A 501-nucleotide genomic window follows, 5' to 3' on the forward strand; every position below is an offset into this window, starting at 1 on the left:
TACCAACAGGTTGCGCGCCGGGCGAGCTCGGCGGTGGCGGCGGTGGTCGGCATCTCCGAGCATGTGCTGTCGGAGCATCGGAAGCGGGGATTTTTTGCTACTGCCGATCGCGAGGTGATCCCCAACAGCATAACCGCCAGCTTGCAGGCCGAGCAGCTATATCGCGCACGGACCTTCGCAGACGGCCCGCTGCGGCTCGGCTACTTCGGCCAGATCCAGGCGATCAAGGGCGTGTATCAATTGGTGGAAGCTGTCATCAGCCTGCCTCCCGAGGTCGTCGGCGGTCTGGTCATCTGCGGCGAAGGGCCGGAGCTGGCTGCGATCCGCAGGCTTGCGGCGAAGGACGAGCGCATCGTCTGCATGGGCAAGCTGACGCGGGCGGAGACGATGCGGCGGATGAGCGAGGTCGATCTGACGATCGTGCCGTCGGTGTGGGAGGAGCCGTTTGGCCGTGTCATCATCGAGTCGTACCAGGTCGGTACGCCGGTGCTGGCCTCGCGG

1 protein-coding gene is annotated in these 501 nt (G+C 65.7%); it reads left to right on the forward strand.

All coding sequences use genetic code 11. The features are described from left to right. Window positions 1-501: glycosyltransferase (locus PA598K_RS36450; RefSeq protein WP_185602186.1), on the forward strand; the 501-nt coding region annotated here is incomplete at both ends.

Source organism: Paenibacillus sp. 598K (assembly GCF_003851045.1).
In the GTDB taxonomy this organism is placed as follows: Bacteria; Bacillota; Bacilli; order Paenibacillales; family Paenibacillaceae; genus Paenibacillus_D.